Here is a 23293-nt window from a genome sequence, read left to right as displayed (position 1 = left end):
GACGATGCAGCAAAAATGGAACCAGAATTTTGACGGTGAACCCATGACAGACATCCCGCAGAAGTTTCTGAACGCAGGGTGCGATGTTTATATGGTGATGCAGCTGCGGCATGACGAAAAAATCCTCGATGAAAGATTTGCTTCCATGCGGGAACTGCATCGTCGGGGCAAAACGCCAGACCCGGAGCATTATGAGGTCACCTACTATGCTGATTTGCCCGCCATGTGGCAGGATGTGCCGAACAACGAGATTCTGGAAGAACTGTTTCAGATGTTCAACCTCTCCCGTCCGCAGGATTTTGAGGGGCACAGCCTGTCGGTCAGCGATGTGATCGCACTTAAACGCAATGGCGAGGTGTCTGTGCATTATGTGGACAGCATCGGCTTCAAAGAACTGCCGGGGTTTCTGGATACAAAGCCGGAACGTCCTTCGGTGCTGATGAATCTCAAGGAAAAATGCGATGCCCCGGAGTGCAATCCTGCCGCCTGCCGGAAAGTGAGGGATGCGCATGAACTTTAACCATGAGGAACTGATGCTGATGATGCTCTACAACACCGGCACCCGGCTGGGGCTCATTCACGAACTGCGGCTCATGCAGTGCTACCTGATGCCGGACGAGACCGCTCTGCGGGAACTATCGGTGGTGGTTATCGAAAAGCTGAAACTGCTGACCGATGCAGAATTTGCCGAACTGGAATTTCCACTGGACTGATCTTTGCCGCCTGCGGGCGGCGTACATAAAGTATTTTGTTCTTCCAAAAGATATGCTATAATCAAATTAGACAAAATTCCTCTCTTCAAGCGATTCCTCCGCAATTTTCCTGTGGCTCTGCTCGTATCAAAAATAAGGGACTGAATTTTAATTGTCAGAACGGAGGAACCATTATGGCAATCTTTGAAAAGACCATCCGAAACAAAAGCTTTGACAAGCTGCTTCGGAAGCTGGAACAAGAAATCCCGGACAGCAGTTGGTCGGCAGATTTGGAGGCAGGCAGTGATTTCAAAGAGGGCGATGCCCGGTGCAGTGTCCGTGTATTTGAACGGTACAGCATGATGGGCGGCAACCGCCTGAGTCTGACACTGACCATGTTCCAGAATGCGGACAGTCCGATCCGGCTGTCTGCCATCACCGCAGGAGGCAGTCAAGCGGTGTTCTTCAAGGTGAACACCCTCGGAGAAGAATCTTTTCTGGACGATGTAAAAGAGCTGCTGGAAGAAATTCTGGAGGAGTAATATGTTTTTTGGCTGGTTTAACGCTGTGTTCAGCATAGTATTCCCACTTATCTTTTTCGGATTGATGTGTCTATTTATTTTTACGCTGATTTCAAATCTTCGCACATGGAACAAAAACAATCACTCACCCCGTCTATCTATTCCGGCAGCAGTAGTAGCAAAGCGAACTGATATTTCGCATTCCGACACTGCAAATGCTGGAGATTTGTCTGGTGCACATGGATATAGAACCAGCACCTACACTTCCTATTATGTGACCTTTCAGGTAGAAAGCGGAGACCGGATGGAATTTGAAGTGGACGGAAGCGATTATGGTCTGCTCGTGCAGGGCGACATCGGAAAGCTGAGTTTTCAGGGCACCCGCTATCTTGGGTTTGAGCGGAACTAAGTGTTCTCCTACACTATATAGTAAGGAGTGCTGTATGAACGATCTGTTTATCCAAGGGCTGACCATCGACTGGAACAGAGTTCGCCCCTACAATTATATTCGTCAGATTCCTGCCATCAGCGGAATCGACACTTTTACATTCCATAAGCCCATTACGTTCTTTGTTGGCGAAAATGGAAGCGGAAAATCTACGCTTCTGGAAGCAATCGCTGTTGCTTACGGCTTCAACGCAGAGGGTGGAACGAAGAATTATTCATTTTCCACATACAACTCCCATTCGGAACTATGTGAGGCTATGACGATTTCCAAAGGGTATCGTAGACCAAAGTTCGGGTATTTTCTCCGGGCAGAGAGCTTCTACAATGTAGCCACCAAGGAAATCGACTATTCCGATGACAATCACCCCTCCAAAGGCTATCACCAAAAATCACACGGTGAAAGTTTCCTCGCCATTGCGCAGGACTACATGGATGCAGATGGAGTCTATATTTTTGACGAGCCGGAAGCTGCGCTATCCCCGCAGAGGCAGCTCACGTTACTGATTAACATTTATCGGTGTGCCCAAGAAGGGGCGCAATTCATTATAGTATCACATTCACCCATTCTCCTCGGAATGCCTGATGCTGAAATTTTTAGCTTCGACAATGGCACGATTCATCCTTGTCAGTATGAAGATACGGACAGCTACGTTATCACCAAAACATTTGTAAATAATCGGCAGCATTTTTTGAACCAGCTTCTGAATGAAGAAACGTAATGCCTGGAAAGGTCATTCCATATGAGTGATTCTACATTGAAAGAACTTTGGCAGCAGGTCGCAGAAAAGAAGAACTGTGAAGCAAAGCAGAAAGAACTGACCGCCCAGAGAGATACGCTTGCTGATCGTCTGAAAAAGCTGGAAAAATCCAAGCTGGCGGAACAGGCTGACGTGGACCGTCTGGAGGGACACAGCCTTGCCACATTTTTCTATCAGGTCATCGGAAAGATGGATGAGAAGCTGGACAAGGAACGGCAAGAAGCCTATGCAGCCCGTGTCAAGTACGATGTGGCTCTCCATGACCTTTCTTCCGTTGATGCCGACTTGGAGCAGATTCAAAATAGATTGGCACGGCTGTCCGATTGCGAAAGGCAGTATCAAGCTGCTCTTTCCGAAAAAATCAAAAGCATCAAAGCATCTGCCCACCCTGCCGCACAGCTGGTTGCGGAAAGTGAAAGCCGTATTGCCGCACTGAAAGTCCAAAAACGGGAGCTGCTGGAGGCCATCAACGCAGGAAAGACCGCCCTGCATACGGTCAATGAAGTTCTGGAAACCCTCGACAATGCCGAGGGCTGGAGTACATGGGACGTAATGGGCGGCGGTTTGATGGCCGATCTTGCCAAGTATGAGGAACTGGACGATGCGCAGGAACAAATCGAACAGCTTCAAGTGGAACTGCGGCGGTTCAAAACTGAGCTTGCCGATGTTGAGATCACCGCAGACCTTCAGGTTACGGTGGACAGCTTTCTAAAATTTGCGGATTTCTTCTTTGACGGGCTCTTTGCAGACTGGGCAGTTCTGGATCACATCAATCAGGCACAGAGCAGAGTAGAGAATACCAAAGGTCAAATCAAGCGAGTCCTTGCACTTCTGAAAAAGATGCGCGAAGATGTTGATGTCCAAATCGCTGACGAAAAAGAGAAGCAGGAGCAGCTTGCGGTGGAAACCGAACTGTAAGTTTGAAGAGTCCGCTTATGTGATATGATTCGATAAAACCGAATTTGCAGGAGGTGTTTCGATGAAAACAAGAAGGTTTGCTTTATGTCTGGCAACGGTTTTTCTGGTGGCGATTTATATCAATATTCAGAGAAGCCATACTTTCACCCTTTCAAACGATGAAGGCACCATAAAGACAGAACAAATACAGCCACTTTGGGGAACTGTAAAAGTGAGCGGTGATTGTGATACTGAGGTGGTCTTTACCGATGTAGAGACTGGAGAAAAATACAGAATCGGATATATTACACAGGGCGTAACGGAAAGAATCAAACTCGAAAGGGGCAAATGGTATAAGGTGGCGGGCGGAGGCAACCTTACACTGAATCCGGTAAACATTCGAGTCGAATAAATGTAAGTTCCTTGCGGGCAGCTATGAAAGCTGAAGCTGAGAAGAGAGTTTTGAATATTCACATATGAAGGAGTACAGTTCTATGAGTTACGGTTGGGCAACTGTTTTCACTTTAGCGGCATGGTTTGCAGGGCTTGTGATTGATGTAAATGTGCGGGTCGGCGACCTCGGTTTACGAACCGTGCTTCCCGTCATCGTGATGGGGTGCTGCGTTATGAAGTACATAAAGGGCAATAGCAAATAATCTTATCTCGATACACTTTCCAGCGGGCAACCCCAAAACGGTTGCCCGCTATTTTTATACCCTAAAATCTGAAAAAGGAGGCCAAAATGCCAAACAAAACCGAGGAATATCTCGCCCTTGCCCAGCGCACGGCAAACGGTCTGACACGGTACTGGGAAAGCTGGACGGACTACCTGACCACAGCATCCCGGCTGTACAAGTACAGTTTCCCGGACCAGTTGATGATCTACGCTCAGCGACCCGATGCCACCGCCTGCGCCGAATTTGACATTTGGCGCAACCGGATGAACCGCTATGTCAGGCGTGGCTCTAAGGGCATCGCCTTGCTGGATGAATCCAGCGGATTCCCCCGGCTGCACTACGTCTTTGACGTAAGCGACACCGGGGTGCGCCGCAATTCCCGTGACCCGGAGGTGTGGCAGCTCGGTCCCGATTTGGTGCAGCCGGTTTCGGAAATGTTGAGCAAGACCTACGGCATCAGCGGAGAGCGTGTAAGTCAGCAGCTTGCGGACGTTGCAGGGAAACTGGTGGCAGATTACTGGGACAACAACGGTGGCGACATCCGCGCCATCGTTGACGGTTCGCTCTTGATGGATTATGATGAAGCCGGGGTGGAGATGCAGTTCAAGTCCGCCGCCGCCATCAGCGTCACCTACACGCTGCTGGAACGCTGCGGCTTTGAGCCGGCGGGCTGGTTCGATAAGGATGACTTTCAAGCCATCCACGATTTTTCCACCCCGGATGCCGTTTTTGCCCTCGGCGCAGCCGTCAGCGACATGAGCCGGGAGGTGCTGCGGAACATCGAGCGCACCGTGAAAACTACCATCCGCCGCCGCAATGCAGAAAGGAGCCAATATGAATACGAACAGCAGGAACGTGACTTACTCGACCGTCGGGGACTACCAGCTCCCGAACCTGATCCTGAACCAGCCCCGGAAGCCGCTGGGCAAGTACGGCAGGCTGCGCCGGACCTACCTGAAGGAGCAGCGCCCAGTGCTGTACCACACGATGCTCCTGTCGGGGAGCTTGTACCCGCATCTGATGGAGGTGGAGCAGACGGCAGAGAGCCAGATGCAGCAGATGATGGCCGAACTGCTGAAGCAGAACCCGGCCCCGGACAAAGCGCAGAACCAACTGATGTGGGTGCAGCACATGAACAGCCTGAAAGCGCAGGCAGAGGAACTGGTGATGACGGAGCTGATTTACAGCTAAGTTTTCTGGATGCGCCCATCCCCACCGAAGCCCAGCAAATTGAAAAAATCGACCGAGCGGAGAGCGAAAAAACGCCCTCCGCTTTTGTTTTGTCGCAGGCTGAAATTGAGAACGAGCTGCGGCGGCATGGTTCAGGGTTTGCCGGCGGCAAACAGCGCATTATGGCGCTGTACCAGACCCAGCCTGACCGCAAACTCCGTGCCAAAGCACTGGCAAAGGAGTACGGCATTGGTGGGCACTCCTACGATTTTCTGGACGGAAGCTGGGGTTTTGTGAATCACGACTGGAAGGGACTGGAATTTGACCATTACCCCGACCACCAGAAAATCACTCTGAAATGGGCACAGGTGGAAAAGTATATCGACCTGATGATCCAATCCGACCGCTACCTGACCGATGAGGAAAAAGAGCAGCGTACCACTGTACAGGAAGAAAACGGCTACAAAGTCGGTGACGATGTAATGGTTGATTTGCCCACTGGAACCATCGAGGGCACCATTGGCTATATCGGCGAAACGGATGTTCGCATCGACACCAGCGCACACGGACAGTCGTGGGATAACGAAGTTATCAACAAACGACAATTCGAGGACGGTCTGCGGCAGAATGAACCTAGCCAGCGTGTGGATGAAATGCTGGAGCAGGCAGAAACCATCTACAAGGAATCCGAGGTGCCGGAATATGAGCGTTTTTTTGTCCGCGAAGTGGTCGGAGGTACGTCCCAGCTTTTTGCTATCTGGGATGATCTCAATGAGGGCTACTATGCAAATGATAACGGAATGGCGCAATTTACAGACAAGGAGCAGGCCGAATCCTATTGCACCGCTTTGAAAAAAGAGACGGATGAACGAACCGCCGCCGATTGGCTTGCAGTGGAAAAGGCAAAGTTTTTGGCAGAAAATGAACCTGTTCCCGCTCTCCCAAAAGAGCGTGATTACCGTGTGGGCGATACAATCCGTCTGGACGGTAAGGATTTTACGGTCGAAACTGTCGGAACTCTGAACATCCAGCTTCGTGACCCGGATGAGGTCTATCCGGTTGCCCGCTCGGAAAGCAAGGAAAATCTGGAACGGCTGCTGCGCCAGCCGGGCAACATCCATCTGCACAACCTGACGGTCAATCTCACTCCTGCGCATGAGCCGGACGAGGACAAACCGCCACTTACGGACGAAGAATTGGACGAACTGCCCATCTCTAACGTAATGGACGGAAAGGTGCAGACCTTCCCGGATGCTGTTGCCTTGGATGAAGCCCTGAATGCTGAACCTGCGCCGGAGCCTGCCGGAAATTTCCACATCACGGACGACCATCTGGGCGAGGGCGGCGCAAAGCAGAAATATGCCCGAAATATCGAAGCCATCCGCACCCTGTTCAAGCTGGAACAGGAACACCGTGGTGCCACCGCCGAGGAACAGCAGGTGCTTTCCCAGTATGTGGGCTGGGGCGGTCTTGCAGATGCTTTTGACCCCAACAAGGACGGATGGGCAAAAGAGTACACTGAACTGAAAGGGCTGCTCTCCGAGGATGAGTATGCTGCTGCCCGTTCCAGCACCCTGAACGCCCACTACACCAGCCCCACCGTTATCCGTGGCATCTACGATGCCGTGGAGCGCATGGGTTTCCGGTCTGGCAACATCTTGGAGCCGTCCATGGGTGTGGGCAACTTCTTCGGAATGCTGCCGGACACCATGCAGGATAGCCGTCTGTACGGCGTGGAACTGGATTCCATCACCGGGCGCATCGCCAAAAAGCTGTACCCGCAGGCCGACATTACCGTGGCGGGCTTTGAGACCACTGATCGCCGTGATTTTTATGACCTCGCTGTCGGCAACGTGCCTTTCGGTCAGTACAAGGTCAACGATAAGGCGTATAACAAGCTGGGATTTTCTATCCACAACTACTTTTTCGCCAAGGCCATCGACCAAGTGCGTCCGGGCGGCGTGGTGGCGTTCGTCACCAGCCGCTACACCATGGACAGCAAGGACAGCACCGCCCGCAAGCACATGGCAGAACGTGCCGATCTGTTGGGTGCTATCCGCCTGCCCAATAATGCGTTTAAGGCGAACGCAGGCACCGAAGTCGTTTCGGACATCATCTTCCTGCAAAAGCGTGACCGCCCTGCGGACATTGAGCCTGCATGGGTGCAGCTTGGCAAGACCGAGGACGGCTTTGCCATCAGCCAGTATTTCGTAGACCACCCGGAGATGGTGCTGGGCGAGCTGACCACAGAAAGCACCCAATACGGACGAGAGGAATTGACCGTTTCCCCCATCGAGGGCGCAAACCTTTCCGACCAGCTTGCAGAAGCGGTACAGCACATCGAGGGCAATTACACTGCGGTGGAGATTGCTGCCCCGGACGTCGCAGATGCGGAAGCACAGCGCAAAACGCTGCCCGCAGACCCGACTGTGAAGAATTTCAGCTATACGGTTGTTGATGGCGAGATCTACTACCGAGAGAACTCTATCATGACGCAGATCGAACTGTCCGACAACGCCAAAGGCCGTGTAGCTGGTATGGTGGAGTTGCGGCAGATCGTCAACGAACTGATTCAGCAGCAGCTGAACGACTTCCCGGACGAGGACATTAAGGCATCGCAGGCCAAGTTGAATGCCGCCTATGATGCCTTTACTGCAAAATACGGGCTGATCAACGACAAGAAAAATGCCCGCCTGTTCGATGATGATAGTTCCTACTATCTGCTCTGCTCACTGGAGAATCTGGACGAGAATAAAAATCTCAAGTCCAAGGCAGATATGTTCACCAAGCGGACGATTCGGCCAGAGCGTGTTGTCACCAGCGTGGATACCCCCAGTGAAGCACTGGCAGTGTCCATCGGGGAGCATGGCAAGGTTGATCTGCCTTATATGGCAGATCTGCTGGGCACACCCGGCGAGTACGGGCGCATCACCACCGAACTCTCCGGCGTGATCTTCAAAGACCCCAGTGCCGACCCTACTGACCCGGAAGCCGGCTGGCAGACCGCGGACGAATACCTTTCGGGTAATGTACGCGATAAGCTGCGGATGGCACAGCTTGCTGCGGAAAGTCACCCGGAGTTCAAGGTTAATGTGGACGCACTGACCAAGGCACAGCCCAAAGATCTGGAGGCATCTGAAATTGATGTGCGTTTGGGTGCCACATGGCTTGACCCCTCTATCGTACAACAGTTTATGATGGAAACTTTTCAGCCGCCCTATCGTATCCGCTACAACAATGCCATCACCGTTCGCTACTCCCCTTACACTTCCGAATGGCGGATCAGCAATAAATCTGCTACTGGCTTTGGTGACATTATGGCCACTGAAACCTACGGTACCCGCCGAGCCAACGCTTACAAGATTTTGGAGGATACCTTGAATTTGCGTGACAGCCGCGTTTATGATACCATCGAGGAGAATGGGAAAGAAAAGCGTGTGCTGAATCAAAACGAAACCACCCTCGCCCAGCAGAAACAGCAGGCCATCAAGGACGCATTTGCTGGCTGGGTCTGGAAAGATCCACAGCGACGCGCCCTACTGGTAAAAAAGTACAACGAGCTTTTTAACAGCACCCGCCCCCGTGAGTATGACGGTAGTCACATTCATTTTGTGGGCATGAACCCGGAGATCAATTTGCGAGAGCATCAGCGCAATGCGGTTGCCCATGTGCTGTATGGGTACAACACCCTTTTGGCGCACGAAGTCGGTGCTGGCAAGAGTTTTGAGATGGCGGCTTCCGCTATGGAACTGAAACGCCTGGGCTTGTGTCAGAAAAGTCTTTTTGTCGTGCCAAACCATTTGACGGAACAATGGGCCAGCGAATTTTTACGCCTGTACCCCAATGCGAAGCTGCTGGTTACCAGCAAGAAAGATTTTGAACCCGGTAATCGAAAAAAATTCTGTGCGAGAATTGCGACCGGTGATTATGATGCAGTTATCATCGGACACAGCCAGTTTGAAAAGATACCCTTGTCCGCAGAACGACAGGAGCGTCTGATTCAGGAACAGATGGATGAAATCGAGGAGGCCATCGAAGAAGCGAAAGCACAGGTTGGCGAGCATTTCACAGTAAAGCAGCTGGAAAAGCTGCGCAAGTCTCTGAAACAGAAACTGGAAAAGCTGCAAGGCGCAGACCGTAAAGATGATGTGGTTACGTTTGAACAATTGGGCGTAGACAGGTTGTTTGTGGATGAGAGCCAAGCGTTTAAGAACCTCTACTTGTACACGAAAATGCGTAATGTCGCAGGTTTGAGTACGAGCGAGGCACAAAAATCCAGCGATATGTTCGGCAAGTGTCGCTATCTGGATGAAATCACCGGAGGCCGTGGCGTGATTTTTGCAACGGGTACACCCCTGAGCAACAGTATGACCGAGATGTACACCCTCATGCGCTACCTCCAGTACAACACCTTGCAGCAGAAAGGGTTGACCCATTTTGATGCGTGGGCTTCTACTTTTGGTGAAACTACTACTGCCATCGAACTTGCCCCAGAAGGCACCGGATACCGTGCACGCACTCGTTTTGCGAAGTTCTTCAACTTGCCTGAACTGATGGCGATGTTCAAAGAAGCAGCAGATATCAAGACCAGCGACCAGCTTCATCTCCCAGTGCCTGATGCAAAATTTGAGACGGTGGTGGTCAAACCTTCGGAAATCCAACAGGATATGGTGCAGGCGTTGAGCGAACGTGCAGCCGAAGTCCACAGCGGTTCTGTTGACCCTTCTGTGGATAATATGTTGAAAATTACGTCGGATGGCCGCAAAATCGGTCTTGATCAGCGGTTGATGAATTCCGCTCTGCCCGATGACCCCAACAGCAAGTTAAATGCCTGCGTCAACAACGTCCTGCGCATTTGGAATGACACCAAGGAGCAGAAGCTTACCCAGCTGATTTTCTGCGATATGTCTACGCCCAAGGGTGACGGTTCGTTCAACGTTTATGATGACATCCGCTCCAAGCTGCTCAACGCCGGTGTGCCCGAACAGGAGATTGAGTTCATCCACAACGCAGATACGGAGAACAAGAAAGCAGAACTTTTCTCCAAGGTACGCAGCGGACAGGTGCGTGTGCTGCTGGGCAGCACTGCCAAAATGGGAGCAGGGACCAACGTCCAGACGCGGCTCGTAGCGGTGCATCATCTGGATGTAGGCTGGCGTCCGTCTGATATGACCCAGCGTAACGGCAGAATCATCCGCCAAGGCAACCAAAACAAACAAGTCTACGTCTATAACTACGTCACGGAATCGACATTTGACGCCTACCTCTATCAGACCCTTGAGAATAAACAGAAGTTTATCTCGCAGATCATGACGAGCAAATCGCCTATGCGATCTTGCGATGATATTGACGAACAGGCTTTATCTTACGCAGAAATCAAGGCTCTGTGTGCAGGCGACCCTCGCATCCGGGAAAAGATGGACTTGGACGTGCAGGTAGCAAAATTGAAAGTTCTGCGCGGTGACTTCCAGAATCAGAAATATCGTCTGGAAGATAAGCTGCTCAAAACATTCCCGGAAGAGATCCAGAAACAGAAAACCCGCATTGCTGCTTTGCAGCAGGATTCACAGATTGCAGCAGCACACCCGCAGGACAAAGAAAACTTCTGCGGCATGACCATCAAGGGCATGGTGTACGATGATAAAAAGACTGCGGGCGAACGGCTGCTGCTGGCTCGGCAGGAGATGCCCAATGCTGATATGATGCTGCTGGGCACCTACCGTGGGTTTGAACTGAACATCCGGTTCGACAGCTTCAAGAATGAGCATCAGGCCGTACTCCGGGCAGAGTTGAGCTACCCGGTGTCGCTGGGCGATGATGCGCGCGGCAACATCATTCGTCTGGACAATGCCATCGACAATTTTGCTGACCGAATTGCAGACGCTGAAAATGCTCTGCAAAATCTGGAACAGCAGAAACAGGCCGCAGAGGTCGAAGTGGCAAAGCCATTCGCGCAGGAAGAAGAACTGGCCGAAAAGTCTGCCCGCCTTGCTGAATTGAACGCCTTGCTAAACATCGACCGTGACCGCAGTTCCTCGCAGGATGCTCCCGAAGAAACCGAGGAAACCGAAACACCCGCAATTCGTCCGTCTGTGCTGGCTGCACTGGGGGAAAAGACCAATCAGCCGGAGCCGGTGAAGCCCTTCCGCAGTTATTACGACAAGGATGGTGATGCACGATGAAAGAGAAGCGGGATGAAATCATCATCCTGCGCCTGACCAAAACAGAAAAGAACCGCATCTATGAAAAGATGTTCAGCATGGGCATCCGCAGCCTGAGTGCCTATATCCGCAAAATGGCATTGGATGGATACTGCCTGAATCTCGATCTGCCGCAGCTACGCCGAATGGCTTATCTGCTCCAGAATTGCAGCAACAATCTGAATCAGTACGCCAAAGCCGCCAATGAAAACGGTCGGGTCTACGCCGCTGACATGGAGGACCTGCGGCAGCGTCTGGACGAACTGATTGACATTGGCAAGCAAATTCTTTCCAAGCTGGCAGAGCTGTAAAAATTCCCGCAGTTGGAGGACTGCGGGGATACATATAATGCTTGACATCCTTGCAACGTAGTAGTCGATACCTTTATAATAAGGGCGAACAGAAAGGAAGTGCTTGATATGATGTCTATGCTGAAGAAAATTGTTATTTTCCCGATTTCTCTCTTTGTGGCGTTTCTAGCTCTGATGGCAAGGTGGCTGCTAACCCTGTCCAGCTATGTAGTTGCTCCGCTGATGCTCTACATCTTCGGCTGCGGCATCTACACTGCCTATCGCCAGACTTGGAATCAGTTCTTTATCCTGCTGGTGGCCGAGTTCATCTGCTTCATCCTCTTTTTCGGTGCAACTGCCATCACCGAGGGCATCGGGCGTTTCAGTGAGTGGCTTGCAGAACTGTGAGGGATGCTATGAGCAAACAGAGGATAGAGGATTATTATTTTGAACACAACAGCACGATTTTTTCTGAGATGCTGGGTGAGGATGAAGAGTATCTGCGACTGAAAAAAGCCAAAAGAGCAGCTGAGGAAGCCTTGCAGAGCGTTATCAGCAAAGAAGCGTGGAATCAATATCTCGCCTTAGATGAAATCTGCAATGAGTTGGAATGCGCCAGATACAAGGCAATGTATCTGGCGGGTGCTGCCGATTACGAAAAAATAACCAAATGATCTCAATGCCGCCTCCGGGCGGCATTTTTTCTTTGCAATAGGGGGTGATGATGCTGGCAGCAACACGGCTGATTGCGCTGCACAAAAACAAGGGCTTGACCGTTGCGGCCTGCCTGAAAAATCGCACGGACTATATTGAAAACCCGGACAAGACCGAGCAGGGGCAGTTTGTCAGCAGCTATGCTTGCAGCGCCCTGACAGCAGATGAAGAATTTATGCTTACCAAGCGGCAGTATGATCTCGTAAACGGACGCAGACAGAAGAGTGATGTAATCGCTTATCAGATACGGCAGTCCTTCCGTCCGGGGGAAATCACCGCAGAGGAGGCTAACAAAGTAGGCTACGAACTGGCCATGCGCTTTACCAAGGGCAAGCACGCCTTTGTGGTGGCAACGCACACGGACCGGCAGCACATCCACAACCATGTGATCTTCAACTCTACGGCACTGGATGGCACCAAAAAGTTCCGGGATTTTTTCTTTTCGGCGTTGGCAGTGCAGCGGTTGAGTGACCTGATCTGCTTGGAACATCAGCTCTCCGTCATTGAGATAAAGCCTTACCGGGAGCGGCAGAAGCGCACGCTCTACCCGCCGAAAGAAAGTAATCGTGACCGGCTATGCAGAGTGATCGATAGTGTTTTGGATGAAAAGCCCAAGGACTACGAGGACTTTCTGCAAAAGCTGGAGCAGCAGGGCTATGAAGTCAAACGCGGAAAGTACACCTCCGTCAAGGGCGCACGGCAGAAACGATTCATCCGGTTCCGAACGCTGGGCACCGGGTACAGTGAGGATGAAATCAAGGCGGTGCTGGAGGGAAAGGCGAAGCATCAGCCGTACCAGAAAAAGCAGGCCAAAGAGCAGCCCTTCCAGTTGCTGGTGGACATTCAGGAGAAAATGGCAGAGGGCAAAAGTGTTGGCTACAAAAAGTGGGCAACGAAGTTCAATCTGAAGGAGATGTCCAAGACACTGCTATTTTTACAGGAGCAGAAGATCAGCAGTGCCGAGGAACTGCAGGAACGTGCAGCGGAGGCAACGGAACGCTATCATGCCATGGGCGATTCCATCAAGGCGGCAGAAACGCGCATGACCGAGATTGCCGTGCTGCGGACGCACATCGTCAATTACGCCCGGACACGTCCGGTTTATGATGCCTACCGCAAAGCCGGGTACAGTAAGAGATTTCTGGAAGCCCACCGGGAAGAAATCACGCTGCATAAGGCTGCAAAAGCTGCTTTTGATGAAGCCGGATTGAAAAAGCTGCCAAAGGCTAAGGACTTGAGCATCGAATACGCTGAACTTCTGAAAAAGAAGAAAGAAGCATACCCAGACTACCGGAAGGCACGAGATGAGATGCAGGAGTTGATGAAAGCTCAGAAAAATGTAGAAATATTTTTTGCAGAGGAAAAAGACACAGCCGAAAAAGAGCCAACACGATAAACGAAATCCGCCGATGATTCTTCCCGTTTTTTTCGGGAGAATTCCTCGGCGGATTTTTGCTTTTGAAAACTGATTTCTAAGAATGTGAATAGCAAACGGGTAAAACAGTAACGCGGCCGGGCACATCGAACCCGACCGCGTTACTCGTCTTTCTGGAAGGCTTCCGCCTGTTTGCAGAGCACGATAAATTTTCAATCTCTGCTTCGCTTTTCCTAACAAAGAAGTCCACAACTGTTTTCGAGACTGTCTGATTTGCCATTTCCGGGAAGATGGCGGCGTCCACGCTGATATTCAGTTCTTTGGCGACAAGGACCACCGTTTCAAATTTCGGATTATAATGTTATAGCGAATCGTCGAGGAATCTTCCCGTTGGGAGAATTGTCCTCGGCGGCTTTTTTAGTTTATGTAGCAGCGGTCCTGTTTTATAAGCCAATCTTCACACAGCCGCTGGGCCTCGTCCTTTGTGCAGCAGGTGCAGTTGAAAAGTTTGCCACGGATAGAACAGTAAGTGTAGTGTACCTTCGGGACTCCATTGGCATCTCGAAAATCAACGCAGCGTTCCTCACCGGGCAGCAGATAGATCGTATCCACGTTCAGCAGCTCCTTTTACCTTCGTTCATGTGCCAAGGGCACAACATTTGCTATTGTACCATGTGCCGTCCCAAAAGACCATTGCTTTTTTGACCAAAGATGCGCACAAAAATTTTTCGTCCCAAAAGTATTCAGATGGCGTTGAGTAAACGCTATTGGATTGTGTATAACAAAAATTGCGACAGGTATGCTATTTGTGTGTAACAAACACAATTAGAATGTGAGGTCGCTATGAATACGCTTTTGGGTCAACGAATACGAGAACAGCGCAAGGAAAAAGGCTGGACGATTGAACAGTTTGCAGAACGGGTCGATTTGTCGGCAAATTATGTTGGAGATTTAGAGCGCGGAGTAAAAATCCCAAAACTGGAAACCTTTATCCGAATCGTAGAGGTGTTGGACGTATCTGCTGATGTGCTGATACGGGATTCCGTTCCATCCGCATCCCATGTGGCAGATGACGAACTGAGCAGAAAGCTGAGCCAGCTCACACCGGGGCAGAAGAAAGCTGCCATTGACATTCTGAATGCATACACCGACAACATTCCCTATATTACAAAATAACACCTATGTCAAAGAACGCCAGCAAACGTGCTGACGCTCTTTCTTTTTGCCCACAAATAGTCTATAATCAACACTATAAGCGTGCATATAACGCTAACAGTGAGTGTTTGAGGTGAACGACATGACAATCCTACCCAATATCGAAGAAGCAATGGAAGATGCCCGGAATGGAAAGCTGAGTCCGTATTGGCAGAACGACCTATACCGTGAATGTCACCGTCAGAAGTTATCGGACGAAGAACAGCAGGCTCTTTCGGAACTGGAGCGCATTTTGTCCAAAACTCCACAATGGAGCAGCGAAGAAGAATTGCATCATGACATGGCGAACATCGGCGGCAGAGTCTGGTACTGCCACTACTGGGAGGAACACTACTCCATGGTGCAGTTGACGGAAGATCGCAACGGCAGATTTAATACTGCCTACGTTCTGGACAGAAACACTTCCCCGGAAATGCGCCGGGAGGCTGCACTGCTGGCGCAGAAGGAGCTTGCGGAATGTATGCAGAAATGGGGCATTACGCTTCTGGATGCGCCTGTTCCTGAACAGATGAAGTACGATTCTCTTGCAGAAGCCGCTTCTCACCTCATGCAAGTTTTGAACGACCCAGAGCACATCACCGGGTAAAAAGCGTCCCGAAGGGATGCGCAGCCTGCATTGGAAAATGCAGATTAAAGGGGCTTGGGGCATTCCCCAACAAGCGTTTTGCAACGCAAAATAAGCAGATGTATATACGTCTGCACTGCTTGCTGGTACAATGTCATCGATGAAACAAAAATAGTTTCATCAAAGACGGTTATATGGTTGTGCCGATTTCCAAAACATAGTAATATTGAAGTACTAACTGGGGCTGAAAGTGGCAAAACTGCTTGCTTGGTTTCCATTCAGGAATTACTAACAGCGTAGACCGTCCGTTCGCTTCGTATACAGTCAGCGTCACAAATTGACACCAATTTATCATTCTTCACGAAGTATGTGCTAAAATCTCTTGACAGCACCTCACAAAATATGTTATCTTTTGTAAACATCCCTGAAAAGATATGACCTTTTCTGGGGACCGAACACAAACCGACTTTTCTCTGGAGGAAAGACCCATGAAACAGGAGATCATCCGCAAACTGAGCGCTGCCGTGGCCATGAGCCTCGTTGTTGGCGTCTCTCTGGCCGCCTGCGGCGGCGGCAGCAGCTCCACCGCCGCTGGTGTGACTAAGACCGGCTCTGCCGAAGGCTTTGGCGGTGCTGTCACCGCCACCCTGACCGTGGATGCCAACGGCACCGTTACCGACTGCAAGCTGGAAGGCGCACAGGAGACCGAGAGCATCGGCGGCGCTGCACTGGAAGAGCTGTCCAAGCAGGTCGTGGCCGCCAACGGCCCCGCCATCGACGGCGTTGCCGGTGCCACGGTGACAACCAAGGCCGTCCGGAAGGCCGTTGCCGCCGCACTTGGTGTGGAGCTGGCCGAAGAAGCCCCCGCCGACTCTGCTGCCGCAGCCCCCGCTGAGCCCGCCGCCATCGTCCCGGTGGAAGGCGGCATCCAGATCGGTCAGGCCTATGCTGCCGCCCACGGCACCAAGTGCTTCACCGAAGCGGTGGCTGTGGTGAAGGATGACGTCATCCTCGCCGCCTACCTCGACGATTTTCAGTTCACCAGCACCGATGCAGGCGTGACCGCCGTGCCCAACTCCGACTCCGACTTTGCCGCAGGCTACGCCGAGGGCAAGGTGCTGATGTCCAAGCGGGCCAACGCCGATTATTACAGCAAGATGATGGCTGAAAAGGGCGGCTCCACGGTCGCTCTGGATGCAAACTTCGACGCCATCCAGAACTTTGCCGTCGGCAAGACCATCTCCGAGCTGGAGGATGTAGCCGCCAAGGGTGCCGAGGCTGTGGACGCCGTCTCCGGCGCAACGCTGGTGGATACCGCCGGTTATCTCTCTGCCATCGTGGATGCCGCCAAAAACGCCCAGACCACGCAGGCCGTGGAGTTCAACGGCAGCTCCGAGGACCTGAAGCTGAATGTGGTCTATGGGGCCGCACACGGCACCAAGTGCTTCACCTCCGGCGCTGTCGCCACCGCCGGGGACACCATCGTGCTGAGCTACATTGACGAGTTCCAGTTTGCCGGTTCGGACGCCGGGGTCGTCGGTGTGCCCAACTCCGATTCTGACTTCGGCGCAGGCTACGCCGAGGGCAAGGTGCTGATGTCCAAGCGGGTCAACGCCGATTACTACAGCAAGATGATGGCCGAAAAGGCTGGTTCCACCGTTTCGCTGGATGCCAACTACGACGCCATCCAGAACCACGTGAACGGCATGAGCATTGCCGACGCCGAGGCTCTGAGCAAAGATGAAAAGGCTGTGGACGCCGTTTCCGGTGCCACGCTGGTGGATACTGCCGGCTACGTTGGTGTGCTGGTGGATGCCGCAAAGTAAGGCAAGAAAAATAACGTTCCTCTGAACACAGCAGTGCCCGCCGGGAGATTTCCCGGAGGGCGCTGCTTATTTATTATACGCAGTTAGCATAATCTAACCATCTGGTGGAAGAAAAGGCAGGCCACCTGTATGCAGTCTGCCTTTTGCCGGATGCGAAAGCCCGCAGACACGCGGGGCTTACAGCACCAGCGAGGGCGCGGTGTAGACCCGTGCCTTCAGCTCGCTGTTTAGCATATACAGCCCCTTGCTGTCACCGCCGAACAGATCCATCTTGGTAATGAGGTCAGCGGCGTTCTTCTCCTCCTCACCCTGTTCCTTGATGAACCAGTCCAGCATCTGCATGGTGCGGAAGTCCCTGACCTCGTATGCGGCGGCGTAGATGGCATTGATGCTGGCGGTGACCAGCATCTCGTGTTCCAGTGCTCTTTTCAGCGGGGCCATGTGGTCGCCTCGTTCCCACTCCGGCTTTGCGATAGCCTCAAAGGTGACGCCCTCGCCGTTATTCTGCAAATACTGACAAAACAGCATGGCGTGATCCCGTTCCTCCTGCGCCTGTACCCGGTACCAGTTCTCAAAGCCGTCCAGTCCGACGGCGGCGTAGTAGTTGGCAAAGTCCAGATACAGATAGGCGGAGTAGAACTCCTTATTGATCTGCTCGTTGAGCAGAAGAGATACGTTAGCGTTCATGATACTTCTCCTCCATAAGATTGTCTTTTCCTGCTCCCGGCATGGGGGCAGATATACCGTACCCAGAGCGATGCTGGGATGCTCCCTTTTCATCTCCAGGAACACCTGCTCCGCCTTGGGATGCTGCTGCAGCTCCGTTACGGCGGCCAATATCTCCTCTGCGTATTTTGGCATACCGCCAACTCCCCAAATGCAAGAATGAATCTTATTATTTTGCTTTTATTATACCTATATTTTTTTCTCTGTCAACAACCACAAAGGGCTTGTGCTCCAAAAGCTGCCTCGAAGCCGATTTTCTCAAATTATGTGACGCCGTCACAGTAAAACCGCTTGTCACGCGGTAATACTACGCATAAAAGCACAGCCGCAGAGTACATCTGTGGCTGTGCTTTGTGTTCAGTTGCTCACTGTTGTGTGGACTGGATATGGAGAGACAACATATCTCCCGATCTTACATGGGTTATCTTATCTGCCATCACTCTGGCAGTTTGCCTTGCAGATATGTCGGCATTCCCGCTGCGGTCGTATCCGGCCTGACCTTAAACATGGCTTTTTGAATCTACCTCCCTTATCGGTTTTCCGCGATATATTTCTCCGCCATGTGAACTGCCACCGCGCCGTCCGCCACGGCGGTGACCACCTGACGGAGGGGCTTCGTCCGCACGTCACCCACGGCGTAAACGCCGGGAATACTGGTTTCCGTGGTCTCTCCGGCCACGATATAGCCGCCGCCGTCCAGCGCCAGTTGACCCACCGCCAGCGCCGTGGCGGGCTGTCGGCCCACGCTGACAAATACGCCGTCGCAGTCCACCACGCTTTCCTCACCGGTGACGGTGTCCCGCAGGCGGACGCCGGTCAGTCTGTCCCCGGAAAGCAGCGCGGAAACGACGCTGTTCCAACGGAATTCCACGTTTTCGGCCTGTGCCAGCGGCTCGTGATAGATCTTGGTGGCCCGCAGGGTGTCTCTGCGGTGGACGAGGATCACTTTTTTCGCCACGCGGCTGAGAAGAAGGGCATCTGCCGCGGCGGAATTGCCGCCGCCCACCACGACCACCGTTTTGCCCTTGTAAAACATCCCGTCGCAGGCGGCGCAGTAGGCCACGCCCCGGCCCAACAGCTCCGTCTCTCCGGCAACGCCCAGCGTTCTGGGGTCTGCGCCGGTGGCCAGCACCACGGTTTTCCCCCGGAAGATCCCTCGCTGGTCTCCACGAGCTTGGGAACCGCCGTCAGATCCATGCGGAGAACTTCCGCGTATTCGCTGCGTGCCCCAAAACGCTCCGCCTGCTTTTGCATATTCTCCGCCAGAGAGAAGCCGTCGATCCCGTTCTCAAAGCCGGGGTAGTTGTCGATCTGCTCGGTCAGGGCCATCTGCCCACCGGCGGACAGTTTTTCCAGCACGATGGTGTCCAGCCCCGCCCGTGCCGCGTACAGGGCAGCGGTGTAGCCGCCCGGTCCGCCGCCCACCACGAGCATATCATAAACATGATTGTTGTTCATATCTGAACCCTCCGTTATTTCGCCAAGGCTTCCTGAATGAAACGGTCGATTTCTGCCTTTGAGCCGGGCGCGATGATGGAATCCACGGCCTTTCCGTTCCGGTACAGCACCAGAGTTGGGATGTCCTCGATCCCCTCGGCCCCCGCCAGCTGCGGCTCCTCGTCAATATTGATCTTGCCGACAGCAAGGCTGTCCGCGTATTCCTCTCCAATCTTCTCATACGCAGGGCCGATCCTCCGGCAATAGCTGCACCAGGGCGCCCAGAAATCCACCAAAACAGGCTTTTCCTCCCGGATCAACTGCTTAAACTGCTCCTGATTCATATTCATAGCTGCCATATCTGTCAGCTCCTTTCCTTTGTTTGGGTATTCTCAAGACTCCGGTCTCGCCCCACACCACATTGTGACCTCATCCTGAGATGACGGTACTCTGCCCTTGGGACATAAAGCAGATGAGTAAGACCATCATCTGTACGAAAATAGCTGCGGTTTATTTGCAGCTTATTCTGCGCAGAGCTCAGCCACCAGAGCGTCCATCTGCGCTTCGCTGGTTTGGTTCAATGCACCACGCAGAGACACTACCGTTTCGTAAAGGTGGATATCCTTCATCTCCTCCAATTTGGTGCGCATCAGCCGCGCGGCATCAGGTGCCCAAGAGCCGTCTTCAATAAGGCCAACCCGGCGGTTTCGGAATCCCTTTGTCCGTAAATGTTCCAAAAACTCCCTCATGGGCGGAAACAGTCCTCCGTCATAGGTGGCGCTGGCTAAAACCAACTTCCCGCAGTAGAACGCACTGGCAACAGCGTAGGAAAGATCTGTCACAGTGAGATCACATATGTTGACCTGTACGCCTTTTTTCTCTAATTTACCCTTGAGGGTCTTCGCCGCATGGGCAGTATTTCCATGGATGGATGCGTGGGCAATCAGTATGCTCTCCGATTCTTCTGGTTCCCATTGTGACCAGAGATCATAGAACCGCAGACACTCCTCCAGCCCTTCTGTAAGCACGGGACCGTGGAGCGGGCAGATTGTTTTGATCTCCAGCGCGGAGATTTTTTTCAGCAGCGCCTGCACCTGTGCGCCATATTTCCCGATAATATTGTAATAATACCGTCGGGCCTGCGGCACCCAGGGGGCACGGGCAGTCCGTTCCAGTGAGCCAAAGCGTCCGAAGGCATCCGCCGAGAACAGGATTTTTTCCGTTTCCTCATACGCCGTCATCACCTCCGGCCAGTGTACCATCGGCGCCAGCAGAAAGCGCAGCCGGTGCAAACCCAAGGAAAGCGTATCTCTTTCGCCAACCTCCAGCATACGGTCTTCCGACAATGCACCTGTGCCGAAGAACTGCTTGATCAGGGTAAATGTTTTCGCGTTTCCCACGATCTTCATCTCCGGGTACTTTTGTGCCAGCCGCATGAGACTGCCGGAATGATCCGGCTCCATGTGTGTGACCACAAGATAGTCGGGCCTGCGCCCCTCCAACACCCGCGCCACATTGGAAAGCCATTCTTCCGTTGCCCGTGCGTCCACGCTGTCCATCACGGCAATCTTCTCATCCAGAATGACATAGGAGTTGTAGCTCACTCCCATAGGCTGGACGGGGTACTGGTTTTCAAAGAGTGCCAATGTGTTATCATCCACCCCTACATAGCGGATGGCATCTGTTACCGTTTGGATAGCCATATAAAATATACCTCCTATTTTCCTTACTCAGACTCTGACTGATAGGTTCTTCTTTTCTAACGAAACATACGCTCAACCGCGGATCGACGGTCGCGCATTTCACCGTTGCCTTGCTTCCCCCCAGAGTCGTTACATGTGGTACACCGCAGCGGGGCGAAGTCCTTCCGGCAGGCCGTCGGGCGCAGCAGGTGAAAGTTCCCAGCGTACCTGCCCCGCCCACTGGGAGGCGACGGCGGAGAAGTGGAGCATGACAATACCGAGATCCAATGCGGCATCCAAATTATCGGTGTAGGCATCCTCCTGCTGCACCAAATAGATGCTGTGGTCCTGCACAAGGAAGCCATAGGGCTGACGGTTGAGATAGCTGGGGGAGAGCGAAGCGGCGTAGACGGACTGCCAGAGCATATCGTCGTAGAAGTCCATCATCTCGTCAAGCCCAGACTTGTTGCTCCAGCTCCCCATGTGAACCAAATCGTGCACGCCCTTTTTGGGCGCGTAGTACTGCTGCTCGGCCCGCACATCGATCTGAGACATACTTAGGATATTCAGCCGCAGCTTTTTTGCGGTCTTTTCCCCGTAGCCAAAGGCAACGATTGCCGCCACCTCTAACGGGGTGGCGAGAGACAGTGCCTTTTTGATTTTGTCGCTGTCGGTGAAGGTCATCCAGCAGGTGTCAATGTCCAACTCAGTCAGCTTGAGGACGAGATCTTCCATCATGTAGCCGGCGTTGATGGCCGCATAGGAATGCGGGGCAGACATAAGGAGCAGGTAGTGCGGTGCTCCGATGAGAAATTGATTATAGCCCGCTGAGCTCTCCAGCGCCGGCTGTGCATCCTTGTCCAAGACGATCAACTCCGTTGCAATCTCCGGGACAAGACGGGGGCAGGTCTTTTCATAGTAGGATCGGAGCTGGCCGATAGCCTCGCTCGGAACTTCCTTTTCGCGGAATGCGTGAACGGATCTGCGATTTTGAATCATAGCGCTGTAATTCATAGTAGTATCTCCTATTCTGATGTCTTTGGTTTTCTTATAAATCGTCTATCAGTGCGGTGCTCTTGGCGTAGGCGGTACTGCGTGCCTCAAAGAAATCGGTCTTGACCATGTTGGCGTCGGCGTACTGGCTGACCCATTCCATGCTCTCCGGTTCGCTCTCAAAGCCAGGATACAATGCGGGATAGCCAAGGCTCGTCCAGCGGAGATTGCCGAGATAGCGGATGTAATCGCTGATCATCTGCCGGTTCAGCCCCGGGATGTCGTCGCCGATTACATAATGCCCCCATGCGATCTCCTGCTCCACGCCCTCACGCATCATCTCGCGCAGCGCTTGTACGCTCTCGGCGGTGAACAACTCCGGCTGCTCCTTTTGCAGCTCCGTGATGATATTGCGGAACAGCCACAAGTGCGTGTTCTCATCGCGGTTTATGTAGCGAATCTCCTGCGCCGAGCCGGGCATCTTCCCGTTTCGGGAGAGATTGTAGAAGAACATAAAGCCGCTGTAAAAATAGATGCCCTCCAAAATATAGTTTGCCATCATCACGCGCAGCAGCGTGGGAGCGTCCTTCCGCTCCTGAAACTCGTTGTAGCAGTCCCCAATGAAGGTGTTGCGGCGCAGCAGATGCTCGTCCGTTTTCCATTGGTAGAGGATGTCATTGCGCTCCACGGGGAACAGATGGTGTCGAGCATATAGCTGTAGCTCTGTGAGTGGACACACTCCTGAAACGCCTGAATGGACAGGCAGAGATTGACCTCGTTGGCGGTAATGTAGGCGCCGATATTAGGCAGGTTCGCTGTCTGAATGGAATCCAAAAAGACAAGAAAACTCAGAATTTTATCGTAGGCGCTGCGCTCGGCTGACAGCAGGCGGGGATAGTCCTTCACATCCTGCGAGAGATTGATCTCCTCAGGGATCCAAAAGTTGTTCATGGCCTGCCGGTACCAGTCGCTGACCCAAGCGTACTTCATATTGTTGAAGTCATTGAGGTTGGTGGTATTGCCGCCGATCATGCGCCGCAGGCGCACATCAGGGTCGCCCTCTGGGTTAAAGAGGGGCTTTTTCTTCAGTTCCGTCATGCTATCCTCC

General features: G+C 52.6%; 24 protein-coding genes and 2 pseudogenes. 17 read left to right on the top strand and 9 right to left on the bottom strand.

Annotated features, from left to right (window positions below; genetic code table 11):
• Positions 1 to 4 precede the first annotated feature (4 nt).
• The 8 genes from ACKXF7_RS00960 to ACKXF7_RS00925 all read left to right on the top strand — a co-directional run bounded on the left by ACKXF7_RS00960 (position 5) and on the right by ACKXF7_RS00925 (position 3971).
• Positions 5 to 520 carry a YodL domain-containing protein gene (locus ACKXF7_RS00960; protein ID WP_423741888.1) on the top strand — a complete coding sequence of 172 codons (516 nt, stop codon included), beginning with the start codon at positions 5 to 7 and terminating at the stop codon, positions 518 to 520.
• Complete coding sequence (locus ACKXF7_RS00955; RefSeq protein ID WP_044954185.1) at positions 510 to 713, top strand: transposon-transfer assisting family protein; 204 nt, start codon at positions 510 to 512, stop codon at positions 711 to 713. Before ACKXF7_RS00960 ends, ACKXF7_RS00955 begins: the two co-directional genes overlap by 11 nt.
• Positions 714 to 886: 173 nt before the next feature.
• Entirely contained in the window at positions 887 to 1234 is a 348-nt protein-coding gene (locus ACKXF7_RS00950) for a DUF6054 family protein (protein WP_423741887.1), read from the top strand.
• Between the two features lies 1 nt (position 1235).
• On the top strand, positions 1236 to 1622 hold the full coding sequence (locus ACKXF7_RS00945) for a DUF2500 domain-containing protein (RefSeq protein ID WP_055187002.1): 387 nt from the start codon (positions 1236 to 1238) through the stop codon (positions 1620 to 1622).
• A gap of 34 nt (positions 1623 to 1656) precedes the next feature.
• A complete protein-coding gene (locus ACKXF7_RS00940; protein WP_275253075.1) occupies positions 1657 to 2379 on the top strand; it encodes an AAA family ATPase in 723 nt (240 codons plus the stop codon).
• A gap of 21 nt (positions 2380 to 2400) precedes the next feature.
• Positions 2401 to 3336 carry a hypothetical protein gene (locus ACKXF7_RS00935; RefSeq protein WP_117530305.1) on the top strand — a complete coding sequence of 312 codons (936 nt, stop codon included), beginning with the start codon at positions 2401 to 2403 and terminating at the stop codon, positions 3334 to 3336.
• 61 nt (positions 3337 to 3397) lie between these two features.
• Positions 3398 to 3727, top strand: coding sequence for a hypothetical protein (locus ACKXF7_RS00930; RefSeq protein WP_097778305.1), 330 nt, complete (start codon positions 3398 to 3400; stop codon positions 3725 to 3727).
• Positions 3728 to 3809: 82 nt separating this feature from the next.
• Entirely contained in the window at positions 3810 to 3971 is a 162-nt protein-coding gene (locus ACKXF7_RS00925; protein ID WP_165852876.1) for a hypothetical protein, read from the top strand.
• A 2-nt stretch (positions 3972 to 3973) separates the two neighbouring features.
• Here ACKXF7_RS00925 and ACKXF7_RS00920 read toward each other — a convergent pair whose 3' ends face one another.
• Positions 3974 to 4696 (bottom strand): hypothetical protein, encoded by a 723-nt coding sequence (locus ACKXF7_RS00920; RefSeq protein ID WP_423741886.1) that lies wholly within the window; start codon positions 4694 to 4696, stop codon positions 3974 to 3976.
• Positions 4697 to 4826: 130 nt separating this feature from the next.
• Between ACKXF7_RS00920 and ACKXF7_RS00915 the strand changes: the two genes are divergently transcribed.
• The 6 genes from ACKXF7_RS00915 (at position 4827) to ACKXF7_RS00890 (ending at position 13762) form a co-directional block, all read left to right on the top strand.
• Positions 4827 to 5183 carry a TnpV protein gene (locus ACKXF7_RS00915; protein ID WP_423741885.1) on the top strand — a complete coding sequence of 119 codons (357 nt, stop codon included), beginning with the start codon at positions 4827 to 4829 and terminating at the stop codon, positions 5181 to 5183.
• A gap of 161 nt (positions 5184 to 5344) precedes the next feature.
• Positions 5345 to 11344, top strand: coding sequence for a DEAD/DEAH box helicase family protein (locus ACKXF7_RS00910; RefSeq protein ID WP_423742590.1), 6000 nt, complete (start codon positions 5345 to 5347; stop codon positions 11342 to 11344).
• Positions 11341 to 11673: a plasmid mobilization protein gene (locus ACKXF7_RS00905; RefSeq protein ID WP_005930840.1), complete on the top strand. Its 333-nt coding sequence runs from the start codon at positions 11341 to 11343 to the stop codon at positions 11671 to 11673. The genes ACKXF7_RS00910 and ACKXF7_RS00905 overlap by 4 nt, the downstream gene beginning before the upstream one ends.
• A gap of 108 nt (positions 11674 to 11781) precedes the next feature.
• The gene (locus ACKXF7_RS00900; protein ID WP_423741884.1) at positions 11782 to 12060 is read left to right on the top strand and encodes a hypothetical protein; all 279 of its coding nucleotides are present in this window, start codon (positions 11782 to 11784) and stop codon (positions 12058 to 12060) included.
• 8 nt (positions 12061 to 12068) lie between these two features.
• Complete coding sequence (locus tag ACKXF7_RS00895) at positions 12069 to 12326, top strand: hypothetical protein (protein ID WP_156060023.1); 258 nt, start codon at positions 12069 to 12071, stop codon at positions 12324 to 12326.
• Positions 12327 to 12379: 53 nt separating this feature from the next.
• Positions 12380 to 13762, top strand: coding sequence for a relaxase/mobilization nuclease domain-containing protein (locus ACKXF7_RS00890; protein ID WP_423742589.1), 1383 nt, complete (start codon positions 12380 to 12382; stop codon positions 13760 to 13762).
• Positions 13763 to 14158: 396 nt separating this feature from the next.
• Here ACKXF7_RS00890 and ACKXF7_RS00885 read toward each other — a convergent pair whose 3' ends face one another.
• Positions 14159 to 14353 (bottom strand): DUF3873 family protein, encoded by a 195-nt coding sequence (locus ACKXF7_RS00885; RefSeq protein WP_044959886.1) that lies wholly within the window; start codon positions 14351 to 14353, stop codon positions 14159 to 14161.
• A 231-nt stretch (positions 14354 to 14584) separates the two neighbouring features.
• On the opposite strand from ACKXF7_RS00885, the gene ACKXF7_RS00880 reads away from it, so the two are divergent.
• The 3 genes from ACKXF7_RS00880 (at position 14585) to ACKXF7_RS00870 (ending at position 17347) form a co-directional block, all read left to right on the top strand.
• Positions 14585 to 14917 (top strand): helix-turn-helix domain-containing protein, encoded by a 333-nt coding sequence (locus tag ACKXF7_RS00880; RefSeq protein ID WP_005921759.1) that lies wholly within the window; start codon positions 14585 to 14587, stop codon positions 14915 to 14917.
• A gap of 112 nt (positions 14918 to 15029) precedes the next feature.
• Positions 15030 to 15542, top strand: coding sequence for a hypothetical protein (locus tag ACKXF7_RS00875; protein ID WP_423741883.1), 513 nt, complete (start codon positions 15030 to 15032; stop codon positions 15540 to 15542).
• 467 nt (positions 15543 to 16009) lie between these two features.
• Positions 16010 to 17347: an FMN-binding protein gene (locus tag ACKXF7_RS00870; RefSeq protein WP_117506318.1), complete on the top strand. Its 1338-nt coding sequence runs from the start codon at positions 16010 to 16012 to the stop codon at positions 17345 to 17347.
• A gap of 177 nt (positions 17348 to 17524) precedes the next feature.
• Here ACKXF7_RS00870 and ACKXF7_RS00865 read toward each other — a convergent pair whose 3' ends face one another.
• The 7 genes and pseudogenes from ACKXF7_RS00865 to ACKXF7_RS00835 all read right to left on the bottom strand — a co-directional run bounded on the left by ACKXF7_RS00865 (position 17525) and on the right by ACKXF7_RS00835 (position 23283).
• Complete coding sequence (locus tag ACKXF7_RS00865; protein WP_015536768.1) at positions 17525 to 18034, bottom strand: ferritin; 510 nt, start codon at positions 18032 to 18034, stop codon at positions 17525 to 17527.
• 568 nt (positions 18035 to 18602) lie between these two features.
• A complete protein-coding gene (locus ACKXF7_RS00860; protein ID WP_423741882.1) occupies positions 18603 to 19205 on the bottom strand; it encodes an FAD-dependent oxidoreductase in 603 nt (200 codons plus the stop codon).
• Positions 19190 to 19507 (bottom strand): annotated as a pseudogene (locus tag ACKXF7_RS00855) (NAD(P)/FAD-dependent oxidoreductase); the annotation flags it as partial. The gene ACKXF7_RS00860 and the pseudogene ACKXF7_RS00855, both read right to left, overlap by 16 nt.
• 38 nt (positions 19508 to 19545) lie before the next feature.
• Positions 19546 to 19869, bottom strand: coding sequence for a thioredoxin (gene trxA, locus ACKXF7_RS00850; RefSeq protein ID WP_112146291.1), 324 nt, complete (start codon positions 19867 to 19869; stop codon positions 19546 to 19548).
• A 162-nt stretch (positions 19870 to 20031) separates the two neighbouring features.
• Positions 20032 to 21213 carry an FprA family A-type flavoprotein gene (locus ACKXF7_RS00845; RefSeq protein ID WP_120081537.1) on the bottom strand — a complete coding sequence of 394 codons (1182 nt, stop codon included), beginning with the start codon at positions 21211 to 21213 and terminating at the stop codon, positions 20032 to 20034.
• A gap of 129 nt (positions 21214 to 21342) precedes the next feature.
• Complete coding sequence (locus tag ACKXF7_RS00840) at positions 21343 to 22206, bottom strand: nitroreductase family protein (protein ID WP_055185895.1); 864 nt, start codon at positions 22204 to 22206, stop codon at positions 21343 to 21345.
• Positions 22207 to 22240: 34 nt separating this feature from the next.
• Positions 22241 to 23283, bottom strand: a pseudogene (locus ACKXF7_RS00835) (ribonucleotide-diphosphate reductase subunit beta).
• Between the last annotated feature and the right edge of the window lie 10 nt (positions 23284 to 23293).

It is taken from the genome of Faecalibacterium sp. 7, assembly GCF_049562865.1.
GTDB lineage: Bacteria > Bacillota > Clostridia > Oscillospirales > Ruminococcaceae > Faecalibacterium > Faecalibacterium wellingii.
Note: the sequence above shows the minus strand (reverse complement) of the source record. Positions and strands in the feature narration are given on the sequence as shown.

Coding starts and splice junctions, on each gene's coding strand:
- ACKXF7_RS00865 (WP_015536768.1), bottom strand. CDS start 18,034: ATGAACGCTAACGTATCTCTTCTGCTCAACGAGCAGATCAATAAGGAG.
- ACKXF7_RS00960 (WP_423741888.1), top strand. CDS start 5: ATGCAGCAAAAATGGAACCAGAATTTTGACGGTGAACCCATGACAGAC.
- ACKXF7_RS00880 (WP_005921759.1), top strand. CDS start 14,585: ATGAATACGCTTTTGGGTCAACGAATACGAGAACAGCGCAAGGAAAAA.
- ACKXF7_RS00840 (WP_055185895.1), bottom strand. CDS start 22,206: ATGAATTACAGCGCTATGATTCAAAATCGCAGATCCGTTCACGCATTC.
- ACKXF7_RS00870 (WP_117506318.1), top strand. CDS start 16,010: ATGAAACAGGAGATCATCCGCAAACTGAGCGCTGCCGTGGCCATGAGC.
- ACKXF7_RS00845 (WP_120081537.1), bottom strand. CDS start 21,213: ATGGCTATCCAAACGGTAACAGATGCCATCCGCTATGTAGGGGTGGAT.
- trxA (WP_112146291.1), bottom strand. CDS start 19,869: ATGGCAGCTATGAATATGAATCAGGAGCAGTTTAAGCAGTTGATCCGG.
- ACKXF7_RS00925 (WP_165852876.1), top strand. CDS start 3,810: ATGAGTTACGGTTGGGCAACTGTTTTCACTTTAGCGGCATGGTTTGCA.
- ACKXF7_RS00950 (WP_423741887.1), top strand. CDS start 887: ATGGCAATCTTTGAAAAGACCATCCGAAACAAAAGCTTTGACAAGCTG.
- ACKXF7_RS00940 (WP_275253075.1), top strand. CDS start 1,657: ATGAACGATCTGTTTATCCAAGGGCTGACCATCGACTGGAACAGAGTT.
- ACKXF7_RS00930 (WP_097778305.1), top strand. CDS start 3,398: ATGAAAACAAGAAGGTTTGCTTTATGTCTGGCAACGGTTTTTCTGGTG.
- ACKXF7_RS00905 (WP_005930840.1), top strand. CDS start 11,341: ATGAAAGAGAAGCGGGATGAAATCATCATCCTGCGCCTGACCAAAACA.
- ACKXF7_RS00945 (WP_055187002.1), top strand. CDS start 1,236: ATGTTTTTTGGCTGGTTTAACGCTGTGTTCAGCATAGTATTCCCACTT.
- ACKXF7_RS00895 (WP_156060023.1), top strand. CDS start 12,069: ATGAGCAAACAGAGGATAGAGGATTATTATTTTGAACACAACAGCACG.
- ACKXF7_RS00915 (WP_423741885.1), top strand. CDS start 4,827: ATGAATACGAACAGCAGGAACGTGACTTACTCGACCGTCGGGGACTAC.
- ACKXF7_RS00910 (WP_423742590.1), top strand. CDS start 5,345: ATGGCGCTGTACCAGACCCAGCCTGACCGCAAACTCCGTGCCAAAGCA.
- ACKXF7_RS00900 (WP_423741884.1), top strand. CDS start 11,782: ATGATGTCTATGCTGAAGAAAATTGTTATTTTCCCGATTTCTCTCTTT.
- ACKXF7_RS00955 (WP_044954185.1), top strand. CDS start 510: ATGAACTTTAACCATGAGGAACTGATGCTGATGATGCTCTACAACACC.
- ACKXF7_RS00935 (WP_117530305.1), top strand. CDS start 2,401: ATGAGTGATTCTACATTGAAAGAACTTTGGCAGCAGGTCGCAGAAAAG.